The sequence below is a fragment of the Nocardia sp. NPDC058497 genome (assembly GCF_042720195.1).
Classification (GTDB): Bacteria; Actinomycetota; Actinomycetes; order Mycobacteriales; family Mycobacteriaceae; genus Nocardia.
In genome coordinates this window covers 1-2,020 of the sequence record NZ_JBHXMY010000822.1, presented here as the reverse complement: position 1 = coordinate 2,020, position 2,020 = coordinate 1, and the positions used below count along the sequence as shown (strand labels likewise).

The following is a 2,020-nucleotide window of genomic DNA, read 5'->3' as shown; positions in this document are numbered from 1 at the left end:
GCGCCGCTGCTGCCAGGGCCGCGTCGATCGACGTCGAGCCCTCCGCTGGTTCCGTCACCGTTCGCCTCGATCACAAGGAGACTGTTGCCGCCGCCGACGGGCGCCTCGGTGACGTCATCAACGTCATCTGGGGCGACCTGTATTACTTCCGCTCCGGGCCCGATTCGATCTATCCCTCGGTCAACGGGTGGGTTCATGCCACCGGCCAGCAGCTGGTCGACGAAGCGGCTTCGCACCCCGACGGCACTGTTGATCTCACCATCTACCAGCCGGGCCGATACGCTCACGGATTCAGGCTCGTCCAACATTGGTCCGCACCCGTCAACCCGGCATCCTAGTCGACTGGAGTAGGTCGTGCGCTCCCTGGAACCGCGGCGCGTGTTCTGGGCTGTGGTCGCCACCGTGGTGGGCGGTGAAGGATCCGATCATCGAACTCGTCACATCTGTGCTGTGAACCGCTTCGGTGGCTCCTCGACGTCGGGAACGCCAGTGGGCCGCGGCTGATCGAGGAAGGGCTTGCCTGGGTGGCGGAGTAGCCCGGGTGCCCGGTCTACCTGCGGGGTCAGGGTGGCGCCTTTGTCCAAGACGACGAGGGTCGCGCGTCGTACTGTGGTGATGGTCGACCGAAGGAGTTGAGCATCATGACCGGATTCGTCGCGACCGTGCAGACCGAGATCAGCGCCTCTCCGCAGCGGGTATGGGACGTGCTGACCGACCCGGAGCAAATCCGCCGATTCATGTTCGGTGCCGAGGTGCGCACCGATTGGCGGCCGGGTAGCCCGATCGTGTGGCAGGGGGAGTACGAGGGCAAGTCCTATGAGGATCGTGGGGAGATTCTCGCGGTCGAGCCGGGCCGGTTGCTGAAGTTCACCCACTACAGCCCGCTGAGCGGCCAGGACGACCTGCCCGAGAACTATCACACGCTCACCTACGAACTCGCCGGGGACGACGCGACCACGCGGCTGTCGCTGAGTCAGGACAACAACGCCACCGAGGCGGAGGCCGAGCACGCGCGCGGGATGTGGACCACCCACGTCGAGGGGATCAAGGCCGCCGCCGAACGCGGCTGATTCCGGCGGCGCGAAACGCCTCGGCGCCGGGCGGCGGCAGCGGCGGAATATGGCAGCATCGGACACATGACCGCCGACGTCATCGCGACCCCGCTGCCCGACTGCCCCGATATCGAGCAGGCCTTCGCGGCGTCGTGGCCGGTACGTTTCGGGGACACCGACGGTCACGACCGGCTGCGCCTGGACGCGGTGGCGCGGTATCTGCAGGACATCGGGTTCGACCATCTCGACGCGGTCGCAGACGGCGACGCGCACCAGGCGTGGATCGTGCGGCGCACCGTCATCGACGTCTACGAACCGATCGTCTTCGGTGACCGGGTGCACCTACGCCGCTGGGCCGACGCGCTGTCGAATCGCTGGTGCGACATGCGGATTCAGCTCAAAGGGGAGCGGGGCGGCCACATCGAAGCCGCCGCGTTCCTGATCCACATCGACCCGGTGGCAGGGCGTCCGGCGCGGATGAGCGATGCGTTCATGGCGCCGATGCTGGCCAGCACCACCGAGCACCGGCTGCGCTGGCGGGCCGCGCTCACCGAGCTCAACGGCGTCGCCGCGGACGCGGTGACGTTCCCGCTCCGGGTGACCGATGTGGACCGGCTCGGCCACGTCAACAACGCCGTCTACTGGGAAGCGGTCGAGGAAGCTCTCGCCGCGCATCCCGACCACCACGAACTGCCGTACCGGGCGATCGTCGAGCATGTCGGCCCCGTGATGATGGGCGACAAGGTCGTCTTGCGCACCAGTTTGCAGCCCGGCAACCTGCGCCTGCAGGTGGACGTCGACGGCTCGGCGCGGGCACTCGGTTCGGTCGAGCGGCTGGCCGGCTGAGACCGTAGCCACGCATTCACGGCGCCGGCCCCGAGCGCGCAGTCGCTGAGCTGCGGTGATGGTACTCACGGGTAGACACGTCGGGGCGATAAATAGGTTGCGGTTTCGCGACACTCGACCTA

3 protein-coding genes are annotated in these 2,020 nt (G+C 67.5%); all 3 read left to right on the top strand.

The window, feature by feature from the left end:
- The coding region (locus tag ACFWPJ_RS31390) for a hypothetical protein (RefSeq protein ID WP_378856927.1) at positions 1–338 on the top strand (338 nt) is incomplete at its 5' end.
- A 303-nt stretch (positions 339–641) separates the two neighbouring features.
- A complete protein-coding gene (locus tag ACFWPJ_RS31385; RefSeq protein ID WP_378856925.1) occupies positions 642–1,070 on the top strand; it encodes an SRPBCC domain-containing protein in 429 nt (142 codons plus the stop codon).
- Positions 1,071–1,136: 66 nt separating this feature from the next.
- Positions 1,137–1,898, top strand: a complete 762-nt coding sequence (locus ACFWPJ_RS31380) for an acyl-[acyl-carrier-protein] thioesterase (RefSeq protein WP_378856923.1) — start codon at positions 1,137–1,139, stop codon at positions 1,896–1,898.
- Positions 1,899–2,020: the final 122 nt, after the last annotated feature.